Below are 24,014 nucleotides of genomic sequence, written 5' to 3' on the forward strand. Positions count from 1 at the left end.
AGCCCCGTGCCTAGCGGATGTTCGGGTCGAAGGTGAAGATCACCAGCGTGCCCAGCAGGATCGTGAACACCGTCGCGGTGTACAGCAGGCCCTTCAGCCACAGACGCGTGTTCGTGCGCTCCGCGTAGTCGTTGATGACGGTGCGCAGCCCGTTGGTGCCGTGCAGCATCGCGAGCCACAGCATCAGCAGGTCCCAGACCTGCCAGAACGGGGACGCCCAGCGGCCGGCCACGAAGGCGAAGCCGATCTTGGAGACACCGCCGTCCAGCACGAGCTGGATCAGCAGGTGGCCGATGACCAGGACGACCAGCACGATGCCGGACAGCCGCATGAACAGCCACGCGATCATCTCGAAGTTGCCGCGCGTGGTCCGCGGGGTCTTCTTGGTGCGCAGGCGCGGGGCCTCGATCAGCGGTGCGGGGTCGTCGACCGTGTAGAGGGCGGCGCCCTCGACGGGGCCGATGCCGGAGACGGTCTCGTCAGTGGTGGACATGCGCGTCAGCTCCCGAAGACTTCACGAGCGGCGTGACCGAGGACGGGGTAGATCGCCCCGAGCATCAGCACGAGCCAGACACCCACGACGGACCAGAGCATCTGCTTCTGGTAGCGCGGGCCCTGCGACCAGAAGTCGACGGCGATGACACGCAGGCCGTTGAGCGCGTGGAAGAGGACGGCGGCCACGAGGCCGTACTCCAGCACGGCGACGAGCGGCGTCTTGTAGGTGGCGACGACCTCGTCGTACGCCTCGGGGGAGACGCGGACGAGAGCGGTGTCCAGCACGTGTACGAACAGGAAGAAGAAGATGAGGACGCCGGTGACTCGATGAGCCACCCAGGACCACATTCCTTCCCGGCCGCGGTACAGCGTTCCAGCCGGCACGGAAGCACCCTCCGGGAGCGGGGACTGGGGCCTGCCGGCTTCGGTGTCGGACGGGCCCGGCCGGGTACGGTCCACCGGCCCCCAGCATCGTAGCGACGCGCCGCCGCTCGGCTGAGCCCGGGTCGCGCGATGTGATCAAACTGGCAGTCGAACGGGCTATTCAGGTGGCCTGTACGGTTCCGCGCCGGGTGGGGGTGTGTCATGGCCGGTCGTGCGGTTCCTCGTGCCCCTGAGCAGCTCCAGCAGCCGTCCCCTCGCCAGGTGGCGGATCTCCTCGGCCGCCACGACCCGCTCTTCCTCCGGATCGTTCGTCAATCGTGACCGGATGGCGGCCAGCAGCCGGTCGAGGATCTCGTCCTCGGGCGTGTCGTCCAGGCAGATGACGAACACGTGACCGAATCGCGCCTCGTAGGCCGCGTGCGCCGCGCTCAGCGCCGTGTGGGCCGCCGAGTACGCGCCCTCCGGGAGGGCGGGCAGGGACTCGGCCGACAGGGCCTCGGCCAGGTCGCCGGCCGTGAGGTCGTAGGCGGCCTCGTCCGAGGCGGCGAGGAGGGCGGCCGGGTCGGGATAGGGACGGTGGGCCGTGAGGCGGTCGGCCCAGCGGACGCTGTTCAGGCAGCCGAGCAGGGACTGCCGGAGCTCGGCGGCGGGGGCGGTGTTGACGTGCGCCAAGGCGGGCGACAGGCCGGTCCGCACCGGTATGGCGACTCGGCCGGGGAGGTCTGGGAGACGGTGCGCGGGCAGCGTGATTCCTCGTGGGCGTCGCGTGTGTCGGCAGGGGATTGTGGAGGAGATGTGCCGTCACGTTATCGAGAGTGTTCACGGCGTGTCCGAGGGAGGCCTGAATTTCACCCGGACGGGAGAGTTTAGGGACGCGCGGTGGACGCTTGGAGTCGTACGTTGGTGGAGTGAGCCAGCACAGGCGCCGGGTGTCGGCGCGCAGCGACATACGGACGCGGTGGTTGATCGTGGTGGTCGCCACCGCCGTGGTGCTCGTGGGCCTCGGCCTGGGCCTGTGGACCGGCAAGGGGGCACCGGGCGGCGCGTCCGCGAACCCCTCCGCCCCCGTCGCGGCGGCACCGACGCCCACACCCACCCCGTCGCCCACCCGTTCCTACGCGCTGTCCGAGGCTCCGCGCACCATCCCCGCCGTCCGCGAGCACTCCCCGGCGCGCGGTCCCGGCTGGCGCCCCCAGGAGGGCGGGCGCGTCGTGGTGGCCGACGCCGGGCTGGCCGACGAGGGGCGCCTGACAGCCGGCGAGCTGGGGCTGACGTACGCGGGGGAGCGGAGCGACTCGCGGGCCGGGGACGTCCGGCTGGCGCTGGGCGGGCCCGACGGGGCGAACCAGGAGTCGTACACCATGACCGTCCGCGACGGGCGTGTCGACATCAGCGGGCCCTCCGAGGCGGGTGTCTTCTACGGCACCCGCACGCTCAAGCAGACGGTGGACGACGGCGCCACGGCGCCCGAGGGGGTCGTGCGGGACGAACCCGCGAAGGAGCGGCGCGGGCTGATGGTGGACATCGCCCGCAAGCACTTCACGGCCGACTGGATCGAGGACCGGATCCGGGAGCTGGGCGACCTCAAGTTCAACGAACTGGGCCTGCACTTCTCCGACGACCAGGGCTTCCGCATCGAGTCCACCTCGCATCCCGAGGTCGTCTCGCAGCAGCACCTGACCCAGGCGGAGGTCCGAAGGATCGTCCAGCTGGCCGAGAGCCGGCACATCGGCATCGTGCCGGAGATCGACTCGCCGGGGCATCTCGGCGCGATCATCGCCGCCCACCCCGACCTGCAGCTGCGCAACGCGCAGGGCGTCGCGGCGACCGGCGCGGTGGACATCGCGAACCCCGAGGCCGGCAAGCTCGTCGACGAGCTGTTCCAGGAGTACGCCGGACTCTTCCCCGGAACGCAGTGGCACCTCGGCGGTGACGAGTACCGGGCGCTCACCGTGTCCGACCCCCAGACCTCCTACCCGCGGCTCGCCGCCGCCGCGCGCGAGGCGTACGGCCCCGGCGGCACCGTAGCCGACCTCGCCACCGGCTGGCTCAACGACCGCGCCGCCGCGGTCCGGGCGCTCGACCGCACACCGCGTGCCTGGAACGACGGCTTCTACCGCGACGCCTCCGTGCAGCCCGACAAGGACATCGAGGTCGCGTACTGGACGGGCAAGGAGATCGGCGCGCGCCAGCCGGTGGAGTATCTGAGCGCGGGCCGCGAGGTCATCAACTACAACGACGAGTTCCTCTACTACGTCCTCGGCCAGCCGCAGACCTTCGTCTATCCGACGGGGCAGCGGATATACGAGCAGTGGACGCCGCGCGTGCTGCGCGGTACGCAGCCGGTCGCCGCCCGGTACGACGGCCAGATCCTCGGCGGTTCGTTCGCGGTGTGGTGCGATCTCGCGAACTCCCAGACGCAGGACCAGGTGGCAGCGGGGATACGGCTGCCGCTGCGCGCGACGGTCCAGAAGCTGTGGGACGCCGGGGAGCCGGAGCTCACCTGGGCGGAGTTCAGCGCACTGGCGGGCCGGCTCGGCTGAGGACCTCGCGGGGCGGTACGCCGGTGGTGACGGTGACGTCGGCTAGGGGAACGCGCTCGCCGGGAGGCCGGGGGGCGGACGCCTGCCTCCTCGGAGCCCGCGAATCCTCCGGCGGGCGGTCGCCCGGGCGGCGGTGACCGGGTACATCGCGCCCGCGGGGCCGCTGCCCGACGTGCCGGGCGCCGACGCCGCCCTGTTGGCCGAAAATCTATTCTTCCGGTTCCTTCGCCGAGCGGGTGTCGTGCCGGTGTGACAGTACGGCAGTATGGCGCGCAGTCAGGGGAAGTGCGGGCTCCGTAACGGATGGCGCCCCGGATCGGGAGGCGTGGATGAGCCTGGTGGAACTGATCGCGCGGGCCGACGAACGCGGGCTGACCGCAAGCGCGTTGGCTTGTTTGGACCGGTGCGTTCCGCTCCTCGGAGGCGACGACGAGGTGCTGCGCCCGTTGTGGGCGAACCTGGCGGACGACGGGGACGCCGTCGCGTGGGGAGCGCTGCTGGACAAGGCGCGCGGACAGTTGGGCGTCGGCGACGTCATGGACGCGGCGGACGTCGAGGACGAGGCGGCGCTGCTGGTGCGGCGGATGCTGGCCGGGGCCCCGGCCGTGCGGTCCGCCGCCGAGGCGCGGGTGTGGGCCGACGGCTGCTCGGTGGCGTCCTTGCAGATCCACCGGTCGCTCGACCCGGCGGAGGACGGCGCGGTCTCGGCCGAAACGTTCCCGCAGGTTCTTGAGGCCGTCCGGTCCGAGGCGGCCCCCGTCGCGGGCCGCGCGGACGCCGTGTCCCCCCTCGTCGCCGCCGAACTGCGCCGCCAGGTCACCGTCCTGGAACTCCTCACCGAACACGGCACGGTCGGCCTGCGCCGTGCCCTGGAGGTCTCGACCGAGGGCCGCAGGGTCCTGCGCGCGGTGGTCTCGCGGCGCGCGAGGAACGCCTGAGCCCCGGACAGGGAACCTGAAACCGGCGCGGCGCGAGGATCCTGTGACCGTCCCCGGGGTGCCGTGGGGCGGTCCTGTGCCGGTTGCGGGCAGCGGCCGAACAGGCGTGACGAATCGCTGCCGCAGCACGCTTTCCCGAAGGTGACGACCCCGACTGTGACGAACCAGACTGTGACGACGACCCGAACGGGGACCACCCCGGAGAACAGGCCCTCGGCCGCGATGAAGCCGGTGCGCTGGGCCGCGGACGCGGTGGCGGCCCTACGGGAGGGGGCGCGGCTGCGGCTCGACTACTCCGCGCAGTCCCTGTGGCATGCCGACCGGCTGATCGACGAGCTGCGCAGGGAGGGGACGCCGTACGCCGCGGCGCAACCCATTCTGCGCGGCCTCGGTTCCTACGCCGGTGAGGTGATCGCCCGTCAGACGGGTGCCGAGTGGTGGGCCGGCGGCGGCGACCACTGGATCCGCACGCCGGACGGCCGCCTCTGGGACCCCCTCGACGAGGCCCGCCGCTGCTTCACCGGCGACGGTTCGTTGCGGCTGCTGTGCCGGGACGCCGGTCGCGGCCGATGACGGAGCGCCGCTCGGCGCCCGTGTGACTCGGTGGTGTGCGGGGGCGTCTGACGAGCTGTGACACTTCTGTGTGGCCTGACGCTGATGACCTCGGGGGCGTCGACACGACGGGGTCGTGTCGCAGGGCGTGCCGACTCCTACGAACGCGGTGCGAACGAGGACGGTAGTGGGCCAGGGAGGGGAATCCCGTCGCGCGCACGCGTACGACGGGGAATTGGGCGTCGCGGTCGCGCGGGCGCAGGACGGCGACGAGGCCGCTTTCGCGGTCGCGTACCGGCTCGTGCAGCCGGGGCTGCTCGGCTACCTGCGGGGGCTGGTCGGCGACGATGCCGAGGACGTGGCGTCGGACGCCTGGCTGGACATCGCCCGCGACCTGGGCCGGTTCAAGGGCGACGGCGCCGGGTTCCGCGGCTGGACCGCGACGATCGCCCGGCACCGGGCGCTGGACCATCTGCGCCGCACCCGGGCACGGCCCCGGCCGGCGGCGCTCGAACCGGACGTACTGGATCTGCCGGGCCCGCACAGCACACACGACCAGGCCCTGGAGTCCATCACCACGGAGCGGGCCCTGACCCTGGTGCGCGAACTGCCGCGCGACCAGGCGGAGGCCGTGCTGCTGCGGGTGGTCGTCGGTCTGGACGGCCCCGCCGCCGCCCGGGTGCTGGGCAAGCGGCCCGGCGCGGTGCGGACGGCCGCCTACCGGGGACTGAGGCGACTCGCCCGTCGGCTGGGCACCGAGGACGGGCCGCAGGACGATCCCCTTGGCCCGGAGGAGTCGTGATGCAGGGTCAGCGGCGTTCCGGGGACGGTCGGCGCGGCGGGCGGTTCGCGGCCGTGCTCCGCGCCGCCCTGCGGGACGGCCGGCTGGACGCGGAGGCCGAGCGGCAGGCTCTGGACGCGTTCCGCGCCGCCCGGGACGGGGGCGCCCACCGGGCTCGTACGCGCCGCCGGGACGACTGGAGGACAGGGAGCGCCGGGGCCGGGTGAGGCCGGGGGCCGCCAAGGCAACGACCGGGGCCGCCACCCCCCACAGGAGAGGCCCCGGCCGTCGCGCGGCACGGGCCGCGCGGCGGCCCGTACTTCCTTCAGCGTCATGAGTGCGTTTTCTGTCACACCTCACTGCGTCACGAGTTAGTTGCATCGTCGACTACCTGCATGGACGGGACACAGTTTCAAGACGTAACGTGCCTTTCGCGCCGGAAGGCGGAGGGCCGGAGCGCGGAAGCGGTACGACCACCGCGACCGCAGCGGTCCTCGAACCGCAGCCGTCGACCGAGGAGCCACGACGGCGGGAACCCGGGCCGCGGGAGCGGTGCCGGCTCGGTCGCAGACGAGATGCGAACCCGGTCCGTGAGAGCGGTGCCGGCTCGGTCGCAAGGAAGGGCGCGCGTGGTGGGGGACGACGCGGAGCTGACGGCCGCGGTGCTCGCGGCACAGCACGGGGACGAAAGCGCGTTCCGGACGGTGTATCGCGCGGTGCACCCGCGCCTGCTCGGATACGTGCGGACGCTGGTCGGCGATCCCGACGCCGAGGACGTGGCGTCGGAGGCGTGGCTGCAGATAGCCCGGGACCTGGAGCGGTTCAGCGGCGACGCGGACCGGTTCCGCGGCTGGGCCGCCCGGATAGCCCGCAACCGGGCCCTGGACCACATACGGATGCGCGGCCGGCGGCCCGCGATCGGAGGGGACGAGACCGAGTTGACCGGCCGGCCCGCGGAGTCCGACACCGCGGGCGAGGCCATCGAGGCCCTCGCCACCGACCACGCCCTGTCGCTGATCGCCCGGCTGCCGCAGGACCAGGCCGAGGCCGTGGTGCTCCGGGTGGTGGTGGGGCTCGACGCGAACACCGCCGCCGAGACGCTCGGCAAGCGGGCGGGCGCGGTGCGCACCGCGGCGCACCGGGGGCTCAAACGGCTCGCCGAGCTGCTCGGTGACCTCGACGCCGATCCGGAATCGGCCGGTGTGCTCGACGCCCTGCCGCCCCAGCGTGAACCGCGCGCCCGCGCGGTGACGTCCGCGAGTGTGACGCCTACGCGCACGCGGACGCAGAAGGACATGTGATGGCCGACGAGCAGTACAGGTGGCTGGACCGCGAAACGGCGGAGCGCCTGCTGAGCGGTGAGCCGCTGGACGCCGCCGCTAACGTCACCCGCCGACAGGCCGACCGACTCGCCGGCACCCTCGGCGCACTCTCCCCGGAACCCCCGCTGAACAGCGACGAGCTTCCCGGCGAGGCCGCCGCGTTGGCCGCCTTCCGCAAGGTGCGGGCGGACCGCGACAGCGAACAGGCCGTCCTTCGCGTGCCTGGCGAAATAGCGGCTTCCGACGCCGGGTTGGTACGCATCGGCGCTCGTACGGGTGGCCGTGCCCACGCCGCCCGGCGTCCGTGCCGGGGCCGTCCCGTACGGATGGGGCTGGCCGCCGCGCTGGCCGTCGCCATGGTCGGCGGAGTGGCCGTCGCGGCCGGAACCGGAGTCCTGGACACACCGTTCCACGAGGACGCCCCGCGCCCGGCCGCCTCCGTCTCGGCGGCCGAGCCGCCCGAGCGGCCGCAGGTCCCGCCCTCGCCGACACGGCGCGAACAGCCCGGTTCCCCCACGCCGGACGCGAGCGCGGGTGACCCCGCCGTCGGCGCCCCGGGAACCTCCGGCGACGACACCCCGTCCGGCCGCGAGGAGAGCGGGAAGGGGACGCGTGACAGCCGCGGCTGGTGGCGAGCGCTCACCTCGGCCTGCCGCGACCTGCGGGAGGGCCGCAGTCTGGACGACGACCGTGAGCGCGCCCTGAGGCAGGCGGCGGGCGGCCACGCGCGTGTGCGCGCCTACTGCGAAGTCGTGCTCGGCGGCTCCGACGGCGGCCGGGACGAGGACTGGGGCCGGGACGGCAGGGGCGACGACGACCCGGACGGCCGGGGAGACGACGGCCACTCGAACGGCTGGGGCGACGGCGACGGCTGGGGCGGCGGCCACGACGGTCGCGGCGACGACGAGGACGACGAGGACGGCGGTGAAGGCCGGAACGGCTCCGGTCCCCGCGCCTCGGGCAGGTCCGCGGCCCTCGCCCCGGACCTGCCCCGTCGGGCGGCCTCACTGCTGCCGACGTCGAGCGCCTCGTACTCAACCCTCTGAACTGCGGTTTTCCTGTCCCGTAGATATTTCTGCCCGAGCGGTGTGACGTTTCGGGCCGCGTCGGCGCAGTACTGAGTGAGCCGACTGGTCATCGGCTGTCGCACTGAGCCGGGGTTCCCCCCGTACCTACGGCTCGTGCACCTGAGCGCGGGCGGGACACGTTCCCCCGGTCCCGCCCGCGCCCCTCACCTCACCAGTGGACGACGACCTTGTCGCCCTTCTCCACCGCGCCGAACACCTGCGCGATCACCATCTCGTCCCGGACGTTGACACAGCCGTGCGAGGACCCCGCGTAACCGCGGGCGGCGAAGTCGGACGAGTAGTGCACGGCCTGCCCCCCGCTGAAGAACATGGCGTACGGCATCGGCGAGTCGTACAGCGTGGAGTGGTGGTGGCGGGACTTCCAGTACACCCGGAACTCACCCTCCCGGGTGGGTGTGTACTGCGAACCGAAGCGCACCGGCACGGTCGTCACCGTCCGGCCGTCGATCATCCAGCGCAGTGTGCGGCTCGTCTTGCTGATGCACAGCACCCGCCCGGTCCGGCAGCGCGCGTCGGGCGCGTCGGCCGGCTGACCGCCCATCAGGTACAGGTCCCATCGGCCGGGCTCGCGGGTCATCTTCAGCAGCCGCTGCCAGGTGACGGTGTCCGTGGTGCCCGTCCTCGGCAGTTTGCGCTTGCCCTGGAAGCCCCGGACGGCCTGCTCGGTCAGATCGTCGTACGTTCCCGTCGGTCCGTCGAACAGCCAGGCGACCTGGCGCAGTCGTGCCTGGAGTTCGCGCACGTCACGGCCGGTGTCGCCGGGCGACCAGAGCACCCTGGCCGGTTCCGGTGCGGGCGCCGGGGGCGCCGGCCGGCCGGGCGTCGCCGAGGCGGTGGGGGACGCCGGGGCGGGTGCCGTTCGGGTGATGTCGATGTGGATCGGCCCGCGCGGCTCTCCGTCCGCGTCCACGGCCGGCACGGTGCACCCGCACACCGCGGCGAGCGCCGCCAGCGCGGCAACCGTCCTTCCCGCCCATGCCTCGCGCATGTCAGTCCCCGCCTTCTCACCGAAGTGCACCGGCTCCACCTGAGATGGCTTCCCGCGCAGGACGGTTCGCGAACGGCGCGGCATCGTGGTGGGCACGGAGTGAGTCACTGCAAGGAGTGGTCACCGTCCGGCGGAAGGCACCACCATGGCGCGCGAGTCCGAATCCGGACTGCCCATCGCACCGGTCTACGGGCCGGGGGCCCTGGACGGCTGGGACCCGGCCCTACGGCTGGGCGAGCCCGGCGCCTACCCGTTCACCCGCGGGGTGTACCCCACGATGTACACCGGCCGCCCCTGGACCATGCGCCAGTACGCGGGCTTCGGCACGGCGGCGGAGTCCAACGCCCGCTACCGGCAGCTCATCGCGCACGGCACCACCGGACTGTCGGTCGCCTTCGACCTGCCCACCCAGATGGGACACGACTCCGACGCGCCCCTCGCGCACGGCGAGGTCGGCAAGGTCGGCGTGGCCATCGACTCGATCGACGACATGCGGGTGCTGTTCGACGGCATCCCGCTGGACACGGTGTCGACGTCGATGACGATCAACGCCCCGGCCGCGCTGCTCCTGCTGCTGTACCAGCTGGTCGCGGAGGAACAGGGAATCCGGGCGGACCAGCTGACGGGCACGATCCAGAACGACGTCCTGAAGGAGTACATCGCGCGCGGCACGTACATCTTCCCGCCGGGGCCGTCCCTGCGGCTGACCGCCGACATCTTCCGCTACTGCCGGACCGAGATGCCCAGGTGGAACACCATCTCGATCTCCGGCTACCACATGGCCGAGGCGGGCGCGTCCCCCGTGCAGGAGATCGCGTTCACCCTCGCCGACGGCATCGAGTACGTTCGCACGGCCGTCGCCGCGGGCATGGACGTCGACGACTTCGCCCCACGCCTGTCCTTCTTCTTCGTCGCCCGGACGACGCTCCTGGAGGAGGTCGCGAAGTTCCGTGCCGCCCGCCGGATCTGGGCACGGGTGATGCGCGACGAGTTCGGTGCGCGCGACCCGAGGTCGCTGATGCTGCGCTTCCACACGCAGACGGCCGGCGTGCAGCTGACCGCCCAGCAGCCCGAGGTGAACCTGGTCCGCGTCGCCGTCCAGGGCCTGGCCGCGGTGCTCGGCGGCACCCAGTCCCTGCACACCAACTCCTTCGACGAGGCGATCGCCCTGCCCACCGCCAAGAGCGCGCGCCTCGCCTTGCGCACCCAGCAGGTCCTCGCCCATGAGACCGATGTGACCGCGACCGTCGACCCGTTCGCCGGTTCCTACGCCGTCGAGCGGATGACGGACGACGTGGAGGCGGCCACCGTCGAGCTGATGGCGAAAGTCGAGGAGCTGGGCGGTTCGGTCGCCGCGATCGAGCTCGGTTTCCAGAAGGGCGAGATCGAGCGCAGCGCCTACCGGATCGCCCAGGAGACGGACGCCGGTGAGCGGGTCGTCGTCGGGGTGAACCGCTTCACGGTCGACGAGGACGAGCCGTACGAGCCGCTGCGCGTCGACCCCGCCATCGAGACGGAGCAGGCCGAGCGCCTGGCCGCGCTGCGCGCCGGGCGGGACGGGCGGGCGGTGGACACGGCCCTGGCGGCGCTGCGGGAGGCGGCCGAGGGCGACGACAACGTGCTGCCTCCGATGAAGGAGGCGCTGCGGGCGCGGGCGACCGTGGGGGAGGTGTGCGACGCCCTGCGGGAGGTCTGGGGGAGTCACGTACCGAGTGACTCTTTCTGACCCGAACCGTTGTCGTACCACCGTGCGACACTCCTGGACATGTTCGGTGTCATCGATCTCCCCACCTATCTGGCAGGGCTCGCCCTGATCGTCCTGCTGCCCGGCCCCAACTCGCTCTATGTGCTGTCCGTGGCCGCCCGGCGCGGAGTCCGCCCCGGGTACACGGCCGCGGCCGGGGTGTGGTGCGGCGACACCGTGCTGATGACGCTGTCGGCGGCCGGAGTGGCCTCGCTGCTGCAGGCGAACGCCCTGCTGTTCGGGATCGTGAAGTACGCCGGTGCCGGTTACCTGACCTGGCTCGCGATCGGCATGATGCGCGCGGCGTGGGGGATGTGGCGGACGCGGCGGGAGAGCGCGGCGGCCACTGCCGCGCCGGAGCCGGGCGATGAGCGGCCGTTCCGGCGCGCGCTCGTCATCAGCCTGTTCAACCCCAAGGCGATCCTCTTTTTCGTCGCTTTCTTCGTTCAGTTCGTCGACCCGGGGTACGCCCACCCCGCGCTGTCCTTCGTCGTGCTCGGGGCGTTCGCGCAGCTCGCCAGTTTCCTGTACCTGAGCGCGCTGATATTCGGCGGTACGAAGCTGGCCGAGGCCTTCCGCCGCCGTAGGCGCCTCACGGCGGGGGTCACCTCGGCGGCGGGGGCGCTCTTCCTCGGGTTCGCGGTGAAGCTGTCGCTGACCAGTTCCTAGGAGAGCCGGGCGGCGGGGTCCCTCACACGCCGCGTCAGCGTGCCGCCGCCCGCTTGGCGGCGCGGGCCCGGCGGATGGCGCGGGTCACCAGCGGCGGCAGCAGGTCGATCGCGAGACGGCGGGCGCGGTCGCCGGTGCCCCGGGACGAGGCGAGGCGGGTCGCCCCCGGGCCCGATGCCGTGGACGCGCCCGGCTCGGGCGTTCCCCGCGCATGCCGGGACGGCGGGAAGTCGGGGGCCTCCATCCCCTTCGACTTCAGCCGGACGAGGCGGTGCCCGGCCGCGTGCTGCACGCTCATCCCGCAGTCGTCGCGTTCCCGTGCCATCGCCATCAACGCGTCCTGCACGGGCGCCGGGTCGTCCCAGGTGCCGTAGAGCTTCTGAGTGGTCAGACAGATCGGGCGCAGACCCCGGCTGAGCACCGCCTCCCAGACGGCGACGGAGACACCGGGGGTGTGCTCCGAGCGGAAGTCGTCCAGGACGACGATCCCGTCCGGCAGGAGGACGTCACGCGCGGCGGCGATGTCGTCGTACACGTGCGCGTACAGATGCGAGCCGTCGATGTGCGCGAAACGGCACGAGTCGCGCTCGACCTCGCCGGGCACGAGCGAGCTGGGGCCCTGCACGACACGGGGGAGTTCGTCGTGGAAGGAGAGGTAGTTGGTCTCGAAGACCTGGCGGGTGAGCGCGCTGTACGACTTCGTCGACTCGACCCGGTTGGCCTTGTCCGGGGCGTCGCCCTCGAAGAGGTCGCACACGGTGTAGCGCTCGCCTTCCCGGAGGTGGCGGCCCAGGAAGATCGCGCTCTTGCCCATGTAGACCCCGACCTCCAGCAGATCGCCGCGGATGCCCGCGGCCTCCTGCCGGCTCAGAAGCCACTCGAAGAGCATCTGGTCGAGTACGGGGAACCAGCCTGGGACGTCGTCGAGCCGGCGGGGACGCGGGGGCGCCTCATGTGCAGTGGTCATGAAAGGCGAGCACTTCCTCGTTGCGGTGTGCGGTCAGGAGTCGCCCGGCGCCTGCCCGGGAGGAGAGCCCATCGAAACCCCCGAGAAGGTGAATACCGGGTCAATTCCCTACGTACCGTACGCGGTCCCGGGCCCACCCGTGGGGCGAACGGCAACACGCCCGGTGAACGATTACCAGGATGCTTCGATTACCCCCGTCAGGGCCGCGCATTCCGCGCTTCCCGCACCCGATGCGCCCGCACGCCCGATGCGCCCGCACGCCCGACGCGGCCGCCGGGCCGCGCGGACCTGGTTCACGGCGGACCCGAGGGCCGTCATCGAGGGCCGGCGCGGCGTCCCCGAGAGCCACGCCCGCGACGTCCGGGTGGGTCGGGTCGACGTCAGGCCCTCGCGGAGTCACCCTTTGGACGGTTCCCGTACCTGGGTCAGCGCCCGCCGCAGCACAGGCGTGGACCACTTCTCCACATACCGGTTGAAAAGCCATGCCAGAAGCAGCATGGTCGTCAGCGTGCCGGTCATCGTCATCCACGAGCTGAGCCCGAGGTCCTGGTGCAGCAACTCGACGACCGGCCACCCCAGGTGCTCGTGGACCAGGTAGAAGGGGTACGTCAGCGCCCCGGCGACTGTCAGCCACCGCCAGTCGGCCCAGTTCAGCCACCCCAGCGCCACCGCGAGCACGGCGACGAAGCCGAACGTGACGATCAGGATGATCACCGAGGCGGAGCGGTAGGAGAACTGGTCCGGCCGGGGGCTGTGCCACAGGTGGGCCACCGCCTGGTGCTGCCCGGTCAGCCAGCTCACCGCCACGATGCCCCAGGCGGTGACGTCCCGCCGGTTGCGGTGCAGCAGGTAGATGCCCATGCCGCCGATGAAGAACGGCGCGTACTCCGGCATCAGGATCAGGTCGAAAAACGGCTGATCGGCGGCCTGCGTGATCGCCGCGAGCAGCGTCCAGACGGCGCACAGCATGACCACCCGCTGCCTGTTGGCGCCGGGCAGCACGATGCAGACGGCGAACAGCGCGTAGAAGCGGATCTCCACCCACAGCGTCCAGCAGACGCCGAGCACCCGGTCCGCGCCGAGTGGCTGCTGGAGCAGGGTCAGGTTCACCAGCGCCTCGCTGGGCGACACCGCCGCGTAGGCCACGCCCGGCAGCGCGAACACCGCCGTCACCAGGACGACGGCCACCCAGTACGAGGGCATCAGGCGGGCGACCCGGGAGGCGAAGAAGGAGCGCAGGGGCCGGCCCCAGCCGCTCATGCAGATGACGAAGCCACTGATCACGAAGAAGATCTGGACGCCGAGGCAGCCGTAGGCGAACCAGGAGTGGAGCGTCGGGAACTGAACTTTGGGTGACGAACCCCACGCATGAGTGATCTCACCGCCCCGGCCGCCGTAGTGGTACAGCGCCACCATCACCGCGGCCAGCAGCCGCAGCCCGTCCAGGGCGCGCAGCCGGCCCCCGGTGCTTCTGGGCCGCGGCCGGACGCCGCCGGTGTCGAGCGGCTGCGTGGGTGTGGGGGTGGCGGTGTGGGGCTTGGCTGTACTGACGACCGTCTCGGTCACGCTGGGATACCTCGGCTACCTCGTCTGTCCGTGGGCCTGCATGCGTGCCATCCTGCCCAAAGCGCTCGCAACCGTCATAACCCCGGAGATGTGTGTCAACGTCCTGCGACGCCGCCCGCCACCCTAGGGCGTCGGTTGACGGAATTCCGTTCGACGGAAACATGATTTGCTCACCGGCCCCTATGGGTTCACCTTTTCGTCGTATTGGTTTCTTAGCGTTCTCCAACCCACCACGATCACCGAGGCAGATCCTTGCCTGCTTCGTCACGTCCAGAGCAGGAGCACCATGACGGTTCGCAGCAGATGGTCACGTTCCCGAACAGGGGACACGGCATCGGCGACCACTGACGCCGGTCCGCCGACCGCCCAGGTCACTCCTGTGGAGCTGGAGGACTGCCTGCGCGCCTGCGCGGTGCACAGCGGAAAGCTCGTGGGCAGCCTCGACTCCCGGCGGATCGTGCTGGCGGAGAAGCTGCGGGAGCTGCTCGCGCTGTGGGCCGCCCAGGAGCAGCCCGAGTCGGGCTCCCCGAGTGCGGGCAACCTGATCCGGCGTGGCGCGAAGGCCGTCGGGGGCGCGAGCCTGAGCAACGAACTGCTCGACGCTCTTCTCGCCGTCGGCAACAAGGCGCTGGACTGCGGCTACGACGACGAGCTGAACCTCGCCCTGCTGATCACCGACACGGTGCTGTCGCAGCGCAAGAACTCGCGCGCGGGCTGGCGGCTGCGCGGCCGGCTGCTGGAGGCCATGGGCCGTCCGACCGCCGCCGTGGACGCCTTCGAGCGCTACCTGAGCCTCACGACGGAGGACGGCTTCGGCGTCCGGGGCAAGGTGGCCGGCCTGCGCACCGCCCAGGAGAAGCGTGGTGAGCTGCTGACCCTGCTGAAGCGGACCGTCCCGGACGCCACCGCGTACGCCGCGGGCCCTGCGACCGACGTGTGGGCCGACGGCCTCGCGGCACACGCCGCCGGGGACTGGGAGCGGGCCCAGGCGCAGCTGGTGGGCGCGCTGGTCGCGCTCGACCGCACGGAGGCGCCCGAGCAGGAGTTCCAGGAGGCGCTCAGCCACTACCTGGACCTGAGCACAGGCGTCCAGCACCGCCCCAGCCCCGAGCTGATCGAGACGATCGGCCTCTTCGCGGAGCAGCGGCGCAACCGCATGCGCGGCACGCTGGACGACCCGACCTTCGGCAACCTGCAGTGGATCAGCCTCGGTGAGTTCCGCAACCGGATCGCCGGCAAGTCCATCGCCCTGATCGCCAACTCCGGCAAGGTCGGCCAGAGCGCCAAGGGCACCGAGATCGACGGCTACGACCTGGTCGTCCGCTTCAACTCGTACAAGATCGACGCCGCGAACACCGGCAAGCGGACCGACATCCACGTCACCATCCACAAGCACGGCTTCAACTGGGACCAGCAGGTCGACACCCGGCTGGTCTTCGGCGGGATCTCGGGCGACTGGAAGTACTCGCTGCGCAACCGCCTCGTGCCGGGCGCGCAGAAGTACCTCGGCGACGAGTCGCTGCGCTGGCCCGTGCGCAACATCGGCAAGTGGGGCACGGACAAGTGGCCGTCGATCCCCACCTCCGGCTTCAACATGCTGTGGCTGCTCGACTTCCTCGACGTCAGCCCCACCATCGACCTGATCGGCTTCGACTTCTACGAGAGCGGTGCGTACCGCATCGACGCGGCGATGAAGATGCCCATCACGTCCGTTCACGAATACACCAGCGAGAAGGCGTGGGTCATGGAACGGGCCCAGAGCGTCTCCGGCATGAGGATCTCCCTGCGATGACCGCGACCCACATATCCCCCGCCGAGCCTCGCACCGCGGCCCCGGCCACCGACGCCCGCGCGCTGACCGGCAAGCGCCGCATAGCCTTCGCGAGCTTCGTCGACGAGAACTACCTGCCCGGCTTCCTGGCCCTGCTGCGCTCCCTCGCGCTGTCCAACCCGTCTGTGTGCGAGGACTTCATCGTCCTGCACGACGACCTGAAGCCGTCCTCCGTCGCCAGCATCCGCGCCCTGCACCCGCGCGTCAGCTTCCGACGCGTCGACGCCGAGCACTACGACTCCTACGCCAAGGGCGACCAGGACAACTACCTGGTCCGCAAGGCGTACTTCATCCTCGACGTCTTCAAGATCCGCGACTACGACACCGTGATCACCCTGGACACCGACATGGTGGTCCTCGGTTCGCTCTCGGAACTGCTGTCGCTGCGCGAGGGCCTCGCCGCCGTACCGCAGTTCTTCTACGGCCAGCACAAGCTCAACAGCGGTCTGCTCGTCATTCAGAAGGAGTACCTGAGCGACGAGTTCTACGCGAAGATCGACCACGTCGGCCGCACCGGCGCCTACGAGCTCGACAAGCACGACCAGGGCATCCTCAACGCGGTCCTGGCGGGCGACTTCGTCCGCCTCGACCCGAAGTACAACTTCGTCAAGCGGCGGCTCTCCGGTGACCTCGCGGTCCCCGACGACACCGCGATCCTGCACTTCACCGGCCGCCACAAGCCCTGGCAGGGCGGCGAGGCGGGCTACCACAAGGCGCAGGAGCGCTGGCGCGAGTTCGACATCACGGACGCCGAGCTGCACGCGGCGTACGTCGCCGCGGGCGGCACCACGCACCAGGACCTGCTGGTGCACTACGGCACCCCGTACGTCGAGCGCACCGGTGACGTCGACACCGCCCGCCGGGTCGCCCTCGCCCACATCGGCTCCGGCGACTACCAGGCCGCCGTCGACATCATGGAGCGCGTCCACATCCCCGTCGACGAGGCCTGGCCGCACGAGGTCTACGGGCACGCCCTGCTGGCCGTCTCCCGCTACGACGAGGCCCAGGCCCAGCTGCTGCTGGCCACCGCCGCGCCCAACCGCGCCGCGACCGCCTTCGCCCGGCTCGCCCTGGTCTCCTGGGTGCACGGCGAGGACGCCGCCGCGCACAAGCACGCCGTCCAGGGCTTGACCGTCGACCCGACGCACCGGGCCAGCCGGATCTGGCACCAGCGCACCATCGGCATGCCGGCCCAGCAGTCCGGCAGCGCCTCCGAGCAACTCGCGCACGTCGCGTTCTACATGGACCGGCAGGGCAACGCGGGCGACAAACTCCTCCCGGAGAGCGTCCGCCTCGCCTTCGACGCCGACACCACGGGCCGCCGCTGGCACTCCGTGCACGCCCACCGCCTGTTCGACGAGGCGGCCCTGGAGCGCGTCAACGCCCGCCGCGGGATGGTCATCGGCGGCGGCGGCCTGTTCATCCCGGACACCATGCCGAACGGCAACAGCGCCTGGCAGTGGAACGTCCCCGACGAACTGCTGAAGCGCATCGACGTCCCCATCGCGGTGTACGCCGTCGGCTTCAACGCCTTCGACGGGCAGAGCTACCGCGCCCAGCGGTTCCGTGAGTCGCTGCGGCTGCTGGTGGAGAAGTCCGCCTTCTTCGGGCTGCGCAACCACGGCTCGATCGAGAAGGTCCGGGCCATGATCCCGGCGCATCTGCACGACAGGGTGCGCTTCCAGCCCTGCCCGACCACGGTCACGCGCCAGCTCGTCGCAGGCTGGCAGGACCCGGTCAAGCGCGACGACACCATCCTCATCAACGCCGCCTACGACCGCGCGACCCTGCGCTTCGGCCACGACTACGGCTACTTCCTGGCGCAGATGGCCAAGGCCGTGCGCGAGCTGGGTGACCTCGGTGAGGTCCAGTGCGTGGCGCACTCGCTCGACGACGAGCGGATCGCCTTCGACCTGCGCCGCGAACACGGCATCTCGATGCCCGTCATCCCGATGTACGACTTCGAGAACGACGAGATCCGCGAGCTGTACGCGCGCACCCGGCTCGTCATCGGCATGCGCGGTCACGCGGGCATGATCCCGTTCGGCTGTGGCACGCCCATCATCAGCCTGATCTCGCACCCGAAGATGGCGTACTTCCTGCGCGACATCGAGCGTCCCGAATGGGGTGTCTCGGTGCATGACCGCAACCTCGCGGAGGTGCTCGTGGAGCGCTCCCGCGACCTGCTCGCCGACCACGCGAAGACGGTGGCCGACGTCCACGGCCGTCAGCAGGAGCTGTGGAAGATCACCCAGGCCAACGCCGCGGAGCTGCGGACGGTCCTGGGCGGCTGAATCGACGAGCGCCCTCATGACGAAGACGCTCCCGGAGCCGAGGCGGACTCCGGGAGCGTCTTCGTGTGCGCGTCCTCCTGAGGTTTTCGGGTTGTCGTCGGGTGGTGACGGTTGATGGTCCTTGCGGTATGCCGGTGGGGTGAGGTATCCGGAGGGTGGGGCCTGACCGCTGAGCGTCGGGCGTTTCGTGAGGGGATCCGGCTTCAGGCCGGCGAGAGGTTCGCGGCGGGTGAGAAGACCGCGGTCATCGCGGAAGACCTGCGTGTGAGTGTGCGGTCGTGGAACGCCGGCGCCGTACCTGGCGCGAGGGCGGCATGGAGGCCCTGCGGTCGGCCGGTCCGGCGAACGCCCCGACCGTCACCGATGCCCAGTTCGCCGTGCTGGAGGAGGAATTCGGCAAGGGACCGACGGGGCACGGTTTCGAGGACGAGCGGTGGACCCTGGCCCGGGTCCGGACGGTGATCCGCCGGGGTCTGCGGGTGAGCCTGTCGACAGCGACGGTGTGGCGGTTGCTGAAACGGCACGGCTGGTCCTGGCAGGCACCCGCCCGCAGAGCTCTCGAACGGGACGAGCACGCGGTGGAGCTGTGGAAGAAGGAGGTGTGGCCCCGGGTAAAAGCCTCGCAGCGGCGTGCGGGGCCTGGATCCCCTTCGAGGACGAAGCCGGCTTCTCGATGACTCCGCCCCGTGCCCGCACCCGGGGCCGGCGCGGTCACACCCCTGTCGTCCGGTATGCACCCGACCTCAATCCCGTCGACGCCGTCTGGTCACTCGTGCGCAGAGCAATGGCCAACACCGTCTTCGACACACCCGACGACCTCGACCGCAGGCTCCGCGGCGAGTTACGCAGAATCCAGCTCCGGACGTGCTTGATCGACGGCTTCCTCACCGCCACCAGCCTGACCCTCAACCCACCGACCCCACCCTGAAAACCTCAGTAACGGCGTTGTGTGAACAGCAGGTTGCGGGTGCCGCTCGGCCGGGGGCGGTCCGCGGGGAGGAGGGTGTCCTCCTCCTCGGCGACCCAGTGCGCGTCGTACCCCAGGGGGCCGAACTCGGCGAGCAGCGGGTCCAGCGGGGCACCCACGAGGGCCTCCAGCATCACGGTGGGCCGGTCCCGCTTCAGCACCTGACGGGCGCCTTCCAGTACCGACATCTCATGGCCCTCGACGTCGATCTTGATCAGGTCGAGCTTGGTGTCGGCGAACACCTCGTCCAGCGTGACCAGCTGGATCCGCTTCATCTCGGCGTCGCCGGCCGGGTGTTCCAGGGAGGAGCCGGTCGAGAGCAGGTTCCCGGAGAAGCGGACGCCGATGTCGGCCCAGCCCGGCTCGCTGGAGACACCCGCCTGGTAACGGCGCACGTTCTGCACGTTGTTGAGCCGGATGTTCACCGCGAGCCGCGCGTGGACCTGGTCCACCGGCTCGAAGGCATGCACCTTCGCCTTGGGGTTGGTGAGTGCGGCGATCATCGAGAAATAGCCGACGTGCGCGCCGACGTCGGCTATCGTCGCGCTCTTCGCGGCCAGCCGTGCCCAGGTGGAGAGACTGCCGGGCTCGTAGCCGAAGGTGCCGTTCCACAGGGTGTCCAGGGCGACCGCGTCATCGTTCACGCAGAACATGACGAACGGCGGGCAGTAGGGCGAGTCGATCTCCGCAAGGCCCCGGTACGGGTGCTTCTTGCGGTGCGTGCGGATGATGTCGCTCGTGGCGACGGGCCGGACGGACGGCGCGTGGGCCAGCATCCGGGCGTTGGCGGCTTCGACCTGGGAGATGCGCATGGCCGCGATCGTAGGCCTGCGGTCATTGCCATTTGAAGGTGTGGAGAGTATTCCTTGCGTAATTCCCCGTAATCGCTGGTCAGAGGCTGCGACGGCTTCCCTGGCCACCGCCTGGGGAAAGCCGCCGCTCCGAGATTCCCTTTTCGTGGTTCTCGGTTTTCGCGCCCTGTTCACGCCCTCTTCATTTACCGCTTCACTGCCTTCTTCAACGCCCGTGCCCGGCGCACCACTCGGCGTGCCGTGGAGTTGCGGGGCAGGAACGACAGCCGCTCGGGGATGCCGCCGGGCAGGCCCAGCGAGGTGAGCCGGCGCTTCTTGAAGTAGCGCTGGGTGCGTGGGCCGAGGTGCTGGGAGAGGAACCGTTCGGCGGCGGTCCGCGTGCCCGACTGGATCTGCGGCTGCATGGTGAAGCCGACCGCGGTGACCAGTCCGGTGAGCAGTTCGTCCGCGACCGGCTCCTCGCTCGCCCGGTTCTCCAGATCGGGCAGCAGCGCGTCCGCCAGGGTGACCGGCAGCCGGTTGCTGTTCTGGTACGGGGTCAGCCGGTCCAGCAGCGGCTCGGTGCCGACGCGGGCGACCGGCAGGTCGTAGAACGCGGACGCGGTGAACAGCGCGGTCGAGAAGCAGCCGACGACCAGGGCGGGCCGGGCCTTCGCGAACAGCACCTCGGCGAGGACGGGGGAGTCCAGCACCGTGAGGTCCACACCGAGCTTCTCGGCCTCCGCCTCCAGGGCGCGGCTGTAGCGGGCCGGCGCGGTCGGGTGCGGCTTGAACACGACGGCCCGGTGCCCGCGCTGCACCGCCCCGCGCAGCATCCGCACGTGGAGGTTCTCCTCCTCGGCGGTGGACATGATGTTCAGCGCCGACAGGTACTGGCCGAGCAGCAGCGCGGCATTGTCCGGAAGGTCGGGCAGGTCGTCGGCGACCCCGGTGAGGCCGCTCATGACCTTGAGGAACGCGTCCGTCGGCACCAGCTGTGCCGGCACGTCGAACTCGGTCAGCAGCAGCGGGGTGAGACCGGGCACGAGGTCCAGGTGCAGCAGGCGCCGCACCCGGGTGCCGACCAGCGGGTCGAGCTTGTTGCGGGTGGGGCCGTAGCTCATCAGGCCGTCGGCGTAGACATGGACCGGGGCCCCGGTGAAGATCTGCGCGAGTGCCAGCGCCGGGTTGACCTGGAGGGATTCCATGATCAGCTCGACCCGGTCGTCGCCGAGCCCCCACAGCAGCCGCAGATAGCGCTCGAACAGCGGCATGTCGTCGGGGCGCGGCTGCCAGGCGCCAGGGTGGAACGGATGGATCGCCTCGTTGAAGGACAGGACGTCGTCGAAGTGGTCGCGCAGCGTGCTGAAGCCCGGCATCTCGTCGACCGCCGGCGTGGTCTCCGGCGTCGCCGAGTTGTTGAAGACCAGCAGCACGCGCCGGTCGGGTTCCTCGAAGCAGTCGGAGTCGATCGCGGCGGCGAGCGTCGCCGCGCCGTACAGCGTGGAGACGCAGAAGATCTGGGTGGTACGGGACATCAGGCAGCCGCCTTCGCTGTGGTGATCCGGCGCCGCAGCCGCCGCAGCTTGGAGGCGCGCCGCAGGTCCATGGTGTCGAGTACGTCGCCGAGGGCGTCCTGCGGCATGCGCTTTATGGCCGCCGCGCTCATGATCCGCAGCTGCTTGGCCACGGACGGCTCGAACTTGTCGATCTCCGACAGATGGTGGGCGATGATCGCGCAGTAGGTGCGCACGGCCTTGGGCAGCAGCCGGTCGGCGTCACGGTCGGCCGCCGTCTCCTCGACCACCTGGTCGAACGCGCGGATGAAGTCGAGCTGACGGACGTCACCGATCTGCGTGAGGGAGCCGGCGACACCCCGGCGGTAGAAGACGCCGAGCAGGCCGACCACGGCGAAGGACTCCGCCTCGCGGTGCAGCTTCCAGATCCACGGCCGGTCCTCGGCGGTGCGCAGCCCGTCGGTGAAGTGCAGGACGCCCTTGTCCAGCAGCCGGCGGTGGAAGGCCCCGGCCCACGCGTAGGCGTAGTCGACGGAAGTCGTACGGTCGGCGGGCAGGATGGCGTCACGGGGGTTCATGACCTCGTCCCGGAGCCCTACGGGGACGCGGTGCACGGTCCGGGCACGGTGGGTGGCCTGGACGTGGTCGGTGCGGACGAAGTCGCAGCCCAGCCGCTCGATGGCCGCGACCAGCTCGCTGTAGTAGCCGGGAGCCAGCCAGTCGTCACCGTCCAGGAAGGTGATGTATTCGCCGGTCGCGGCGTCGAGGCCGGAGTTCCGGGCGGTGGCCAGCCCTCCGTTTTCCTCTCTGCGGATATAGCGCACCTGGGCGACCGAGGAGAGCTCTTCGGCCGCGCGTTCGAGAATGGCCGGCGTCTCGTCCTTCGATTTGTCGTCGACCAGGATGAACTCGAAGTCTTGCCTGGCGTTCGCGCGAAGGCTCCTCAGGTTGTCCGGGGCGTATTGCTGCACGTTGTAGAACGGCACGATCACGGAAAGCTTTGGCACCTGCGAAAGCCTAGGAGGCGGCCCGGCTGCGGAACTTTCCGGTGAGGGTACGGAGGGTGAACTCGATGTGTCGGAACGGTGCATCGCGTGTACTTCCTGGGCTTCGACGAGCCAGTTCGGCTCTCGGTGGTCTGCTGTTAACTTTTCGTTGAGGCGAGGTTGGCCGGTAACTAGAAATTGCTTCCTAGCGTCTTGGACGTGCCACCAAGTACAACGAAGCAGACGCGGATCGCAGTACTCGCCGACTCGGACACCCGCTGGAAGTGGGGTGCGCTGACGGCGAGCCGTATCGCTCCGGGCCCGTCCATGGAAGCCGGATCGCAAGGTGAGGCGCAAGTCGCTCCGCACCTTGACGGATTTCTGCTGCGCGGCAGGGCCACCCCCACGCCCCGCCAGCTCGCGGAAGTGGGCGTGGCCGCCGATTCCCTCACCGAGGTGACGGCCGTGGAGTTCCTGCGCACCATGGCGCGGGAGTCGTACGACGTACTGGTGCTCTCCCTGGTCGGGGGCGGTGTGCAGGCGATGCTGCACGGCCTGCGGCACGTCTGGGCGGACCGTGAGAAGCGGCCCGTCGTCGCCACCGGCTACGTGGGCGTCGTCTACGAGAAGCTCGCCGACGGTCTGCTGCTGCGGCACGGCGCGGACCTCGTGCTCGCCAACTCGCGCCAGGACGCCGAGCGCTTCCGCGCGGTGTACGACGGGGTCGGCGCCGACTCCGCCGCGGTCACCGAGGTCGCACTGCCGTTCCTGGGTGGCGCCAAGTACGCGGGTGGACACGATCCGTACACGGTCGTCTTCGCCGCCCAGCCGTCGGTCCCCGAGAACCGCAAGGACCGCACCTACCTGCTGGGCCGTCTGCTCCAGCACGCCCGGCTGCACCCCGAGCGCGAGGTGCTCCTCAAACTGCGCTCCAGGCCCGGTGAGCACACCACCCACATCGAGGAACTGCCGTACCAGAAGCTCGCGCAGCAGTTCGGCGAACTGCCGCCCAACTTCAAGCTCGTCTACGGCAACATGGGCGAGGTCCTGGACCGCACCGACCTGCTCGTCACGGTCAGCTCGACGGCGGCGCTGGAGTCGCTGCACCGCCGCATCCCCACCGTCGTCCTCTCCGACCTCGGTGTCCGCGAGGTGCTCGGCAACCACCACTTCGTCGGTTCCGGCTGCCTCGCCTCCTGGGACCAGCTCGACGCCGGGCACCGGCCGACGCCGGACGCCGACTGGGTGGCCCGGCAGGGCGTCGCGGCCGACGGCTCGTACGAGACCGCGTTCGACGCTGCCCGGGAGCGGATCGCCAAGCTGCTGCGGCAGCCCGGCGGACTGGCGCCCCTGTCGCCGTACTACACGCAGGTGACCGCCCCCGGCTATCTGCCCGGCATCCTCGCCCGGCACCACCTCGGCCCCGACGGCACCCCGCTGCCCGGCGCCCCCGCGCACGACAAGGAGCCCGGTCCGGTGCGGCAGATAGTGCGGCGCGCCGCACGAGGTGCCTACCGCCACGGCGTCCAGCGGGTCGCGCCCGTCATCCGGCGGATGGGGGAGCTGTGAGCCGCATCAACCCTGGTCAAGG

21 protein-coding genes and 1 pseudogene are annotated in these 24,014 nt (G+C 70.9%); 13 read left to right on the forward strand and 9 right to left on the reverse strand.

Annotation, left to right across the window (positions count from 1 at the left end):
• Positions 1-10: 10 nt before the first annotated feature.
• From ACWCPM_RS13125 to ACWCPM_RS13135, 3 genes are all read right to left on the reverse strand, one after another.
• The gene (locus ACWCPM_RS13125; protein WP_450976216.1) at positions 11-493 is read right to left on the reverse strand and encodes a succinate dehydrogenase hydrophobic membrane anchor subunit; all 483 of its coding nucleotides are present in this window, start codon (positions 491-493) and stop codon (positions 11-13) included.
• A 5-nt stretch (positions 494-498) separates the two neighbouring features.
• The gene (gene sdhC / locus ACWCPM_RS13130; protein WP_450976217.1) at positions 499-879 is read right to left on the reverse strand and encodes a succinate dehydrogenase, cytochrome b556 subunit; all 381 of its coding nucleotides are present in this window, start codon (positions 877-879) and stop codon (positions 499-501) included.
• A 156-nt stretch (positions 880-1,035) separates the two neighbouring features.
• A complete protein-coding gene (locus tag ACWCPM_RS13135; protein ID WP_450976218.1) occupies positions 1,036-1,551 on the reverse strand; it encodes a 2-oxo-4-hydroxy-4-carboxy-5-ureidoimidazoline decarboxylase in 516 nt (171 codons plus the stop codon).
• A gap of 290 nt (positions 1,552-1,841) precedes the next feature.
• Between ACWCPM_RS13135 and ACWCPM_RS13140 the strand changes: the two genes are divergently transcribed.
• The 7 genes from ACWCPM_RS13140 (at position 1,842) to ACWCPM_RS13170 (ending at position 8,061) form a co-directional block, all read left to right on the forward strand.
• The gene (locus tag ACWCPM_RS13140) at positions 1,842-3,422 is read left to right on the forward strand and encodes a beta-N-acetylhexosaminidase (protein WP_450976255.1); all 1,581 of its coding nucleotides are present in this window, start codon (positions 1,842-1,844) and stop codon (positions 3,420-3,422) included.
• Positions 3,423-3,751: 329 nt separating this feature from the next.
• Complete coding sequence (locus ACWCPM_RS13145; RefSeq protein ID WP_450976219.1) at positions 3,752-4,360, forward strand: hypothetical protein; 609 nt, start codon at positions 3,752-3,754, stop codon at positions 4,358-4,360.
• Positions 4,361-4,582: 222 nt separating this feature from the next.
• The gene (locus ACWCPM_RS13150) at positions 4,583-4,933 is read left to right on the forward strand and encodes a hypothetical protein (RefSeq protein WP_450976256.1); all 351 of its coding nucleotides are present in this window, start codon (positions 4,583-4,585) and stop codon (positions 4,931-4,933) included.
• A 166-nt stretch (positions 4,934-5,099) separates the two neighbouring features.
• On the forward strand, positions 5,100-5,714 hold the full coding sequence (locus ACWCPM_RS13155; protein ID WP_450976220.1) for an RNA polymerase sigma factor: 615 nt from the start codon (positions 5,100-5,102) through the stop codon (positions 5,712-5,714).
• Entirely contained in the window at positions 5,714-5,920 is a 207-nt protein-coding gene (locus ACWCPM_RS13160) for a hypothetical protein (protein WP_450976221.1), read from the forward strand. The genes ACWCPM_RS13155 and ACWCPM_RS13160 overlap by 1 nt, the downstream gene beginning before the upstream one ends.
• A gap of 402 nt (positions 5,921-6,322) precedes the next feature.
• A complete protein-coding gene (locus tag ACWCPM_RS13165) occupies positions 6,323-6,994 on the forward strand; it encodes an RNA polymerase sigma factor (RefSeq protein WP_450976222.1) in 672 nt (223 codons plus the stop codon).
• Positions 6,994-8,061 (forward strand): hypothetical protein, encoded by a 1,068-nt coding sequence (locus tag ACWCPM_RS13170; RefSeq protein ID WP_450976223.1) that lies wholly within the window; start codon positions 6,994-6,996, stop codon positions 8,059-8,061. Before ACWCPM_RS13165 ends, ACWCPM_RS13170 begins: the two co-directional genes overlap by 1 nt.
• Before the next feature lie 190 nt (positions 8,062-8,251).
• Here the strand turns inward: ACWCPM_RS13170 and ACWCPM_RS13175 are convergent, their stop codons facing one another.
• The gene (locus ACWCPM_RS13175; RefSeq protein ID WP_450976224.1) at positions 8,252-9,091 is read right to left on the reverse strand and encodes a L,D-transpeptidase family protein; all 840 of its coding nucleotides are present in this window, start codon (positions 9,089-9,091) and stop codon (positions 8,252-8,254) included.
• Between the two features lie 145 nt (positions 9,092-9,236).
• Here ACWCPM_RS13175 and ACWCPM_RS13180 point away from each other — a divergent pair, with 145 nt between their 5' ends.
• Both ACWCPM_RS13180 and leuE read left to right on the forward strand, forming a co-directional pair.
• Positions 9,237-10,817, forward strand: coding sequence for an acyl-CoA mutase large subunit family protein (locus tag ACWCPM_RS13180; protein ID WP_450976225.1), 1,581 nt, complete (start codon positions 9,237-9,239; stop codon positions 10,815-10,817).
• Positions 10,818-10,856: 39 nt separating this feature from the next.
• Positions 10,857-11,504, forward strand: a complete 648-nt coding sequence (gene leuE / locus ACWCPM_RS13185) for a leucine efflux protein LeuE (protein WP_450976226.1) — start codon at positions 10,857-10,859, stop codon at positions 11,502-11,504.
• Between the two features lie 34 nt (positions 11,505-11,538).
• On the opposite strand, the gene ACWCPM_RS13190 is transcribed toward leuE, so the two are convergent.
• Together ACWCPM_RS13190 and ACWCPM_RS13195 are read right to left on the reverse strand one after the other, a co-directional pair.
• The gene (locus tag ACWCPM_RS13190) at positions 11,539-12,471 is read right to left on the reverse strand and encodes a class I SAM-dependent methyltransferase (RefSeq protein ID WP_450976227.1); all 933 of its coding nucleotides are present in this window, start codon (positions 12,469-12,471) and stop codon (positions 11,539-11,541) included.
• A gap of 396 nt (positions 12,472-12,867) precedes the next feature.
• Positions 12,868-14,037: an acyltransferase family protein gene (locus tag ACWCPM_RS13195; protein WP_450976228.1), complete on the reverse strand. Its 1,170-nt coding sequence runs from the start codon at positions 14,035-14,037 to the stop codon at positions 12,868-12,870.
• Between the two features lie 379 nt (positions 14,038-14,416).
• Between ACWCPM_RS13195 and ACWCPM_RS13200 the strand changes: the two genes are divergently transcribed.
• The 3 genes and pseudogenes from ACWCPM_RS13200 (at position 14,417) to ACWCPM_RS13210 (ending at position 19,090) form a co-directional block, all read left to right on the forward strand.
• The gene (locus ACWCPM_RS13200; protein WP_450976229.1) at positions 14,417-15,829 is read left to right on the forward strand and encodes a glycosyltransferase family 29 protein; all 1,413 of its coding nucleotides are present in this window, start codon (positions 14,417-14,419) and stop codon (positions 15,827-15,829) included.
• Positions 15,826-18,162, forward strand: a complete 2,337-nt coding sequence (locus ACWCPM_RS13205) for a glycosyltransferase (protein WP_450976230.1) — start codon at positions 15,826-15,828, stop codon at positions 18,160-18,162. Before ACWCPM_RS13200 ends, ACWCPM_RS13205 begins: the two co-directional genes overlap by 4 nt.
• 139 nt (positions 18,163-18,301) lie before the next feature.
• A pseudogene (locus ACWCPM_RS13210) lies at positions 18,302-19,090 on the forward strand (winged helix-turn-helix domain-containing protein).
• Between the two features lie 5 nt (positions 19,091-19,095).
• On the opposite strand, the gene ACWCPM_RS13215 reads toward ACWCPM_RS13210, so the two are convergent.
• The 3 genes from ACWCPM_RS13215 to ACWCPM_RS13225 form a co-directional block, all read right to left on the reverse strand.
• On the reverse strand, positions 19,096-19,941 hold the full coding sequence (locus ACWCPM_RS13215) for an FkbM family methyltransferase (RefSeq protein WP_450976231.1): 846 nt from the start codon (positions 19,939-19,941) through the stop codon (positions 19,096-19,098).
• Positions 19,942-20,126: 185 nt separating this feature from the next.
• Positions 20,127-21,458, reverse strand: a complete 1,332-nt coding sequence (locus tag ACWCPM_RS13220; RefSeq protein WP_450976232.1) for an alpha-2,8-polysialyltransferase family protein — start codon at positions 21,456-21,458, stop codon at positions 20,127-20,129.
• Positions 21,458-22,444, reverse strand: a complete 987-nt coding sequence (locus tag ACWCPM_RS13225; RefSeq protein ID WP_450976233.1) for a glycosyltransferase family 2 protein — start codon at positions 22,442-22,444, stop codon at positions 21,458-21,460. The genes ACWCPM_RS13220 and ACWCPM_RS13225 overlap by 1 nt, the downstream gene beginning before the upstream one ends.
• A 198-nt stretch (positions 22,445-22,642) precedes the next feature.
• Between ACWCPM_RS13225 and ACWCPM_RS13230 the strand changes: the two genes are divergently transcribed.
• The gene (locus ACWCPM_RS13230) at positions 22,643-23,992 is read left to right on the forward strand and encodes a DUF6716 putative glycosyltransferase (RefSeq protein ID WP_450976234.1); all 1,350 of its coding nucleotides are present in this window, start codon (positions 22,643-22,645) and stop codon (positions 23,990-23,992) included.
• Positions 23,993-24,014: the final 22 nt, after the last annotated feature.

It is taken from the genome of Streptomyces sp. NPDC002309, assembly GCF_053593375.1.

Excerpts from the sequence above, each read along its gene's own strand:
- ACWCPM_RS13205 (WP_450976230.1), top strand. The coding sequence starts at position 15,826 with ATGACCGCGACCCACATATCCCCCGCCGAGCCTCGCACCGCGGCCCCG.
- ACWCPM_RS13180 (WP_450976225.1), top strand. The coding sequence starts at position 9,237 with ATGGCGCGCGAGTCCGAATCCGGACTGCCCATCGCACCGGTCTACGGG.
- ACWCPM_RS13215 (WP_450976231.1), bottom strand. The coding sequence starts at position 19,941 with ATGCGCATCTCCCAGGTCGAAGCCGCCAACGCCCGGATGCTGGCCCAC.
- ACWCPM_RS13150 (WP_450976256.1), top strand. The coding sequence starts at position 4,583 with ATGAAGCCGGTGCGCTGGGCCGCGGACGCGGTGGCGGCCCTACGGGAG.
- leuE (WP_450976226.1), top strand. The coding sequence starts at position 10,857 with ATGTTCGGTGTCATCGATCTCCCCACCTATCTGGCAGGGCTCGCCCTG.
- ACWCPM_RS13175 (WP_450976224.1), bottom strand. The coding sequence starts at position 9,091 with ATGCGCGAGGCATGGGCGGGAAGGACGGTTGCCGCGCTGGCGGCGCTC.
- ACWCPM_RS13190 (WP_450976227.1), bottom strand. The coding sequence starts at position 12,471 with ATGACCACTGCACATGAGGCGCCCCCGCGTCCCCGCCGGCTCGACGAC.
- ACWCPM_RS13160 (WP_450976221.1), top strand. The coding sequence starts at position 5,714 with ATGCAGGGTCAGCGGCGTTCCGGGGACGGTCGGCGCGGCGGGCGGTTC.
- ACWCPM_RS13145 (WP_450976219.1), top strand. The coding sequence starts at position 3,752 with ATGAGCCTGGTGGAACTGATCGCGCGGGCCGACGAACGCGGGCTGACC.
- ACWCPM_RS13125 (WP_450976216.1), bottom strand. The coding sequence starts at position 493 with ATGTCCACCACTGACGAGACCGTCTCCGGCATCGGCCCCGTCGAGGGC.
- ACWCPM_RS13170 (WP_450976223.1), top strand. The coding sequence starts at position 6,994 with ATGGCCGACGAGCAGTACAGGTGGCTGGACCGCGAAACGGCGGAGCGC.
- ACWCPM_RS13220 (WP_450976232.1), bottom strand. The coding sequence starts at position 21,458 with ATGTCCCGTACCACCCAGATCTTCTGCGTCTCCACGCTGTACGGCGCG.